This is a genomic window from Flavihumibacter cheonanensis, from assembly GCF_022352215.1.
Lineage (GTDB): Bacteria > Bacteroidota > Bacteroidia > Chitinophagales > Chitinophagaceae > Flavihumibacter > Flavihumibacter cheonanensis.
Map to the genome: position 1 here is coordinate 1 of NZ_JAKRWF010000071.1, position 290 is coordinate 290.

Consider the following 290-nt stretch of genomic DNA (forward strand, 5'->3'; position numbering starts at 1 on the left):
AGGTTCGCCGAAATGGTCTCGCCGAGGTAGAAGGTCGCCACCACGGCAGTCATCGGCGGGATGATGTAGAGGTACACCCCGACCTTCTGGGACTCGGTCATGCCGAGGGCGGTCACGTACAGCAGCGTGGCCAGGAACGAGCAGCCGACGCCGAGGAAGGCGATGGCGACCAGCGCCTGGGGCGGCATCGAGGCGAGGTGGAAATCCCGGCTCTGCATCTCGACCCACCCCACCGGCGCCATCCACGCGGCGCCGATCACCGTCACCCACGCGGTCACCCGCAGCGCGCC

Annotated in this window: 1 protein-coding gene; it reads right to left on the reverse strand. The window is 68.6% G+C overall.

The annotated features are described in order from the left end of the window. Positions 1–290, reverse strand: a 290-nt coding sequence (locus tag MD536_RS21175) for an EamA family transporter (protein ID WP_239603783.1), incomplete at both ends; no start/stop codon positions are given.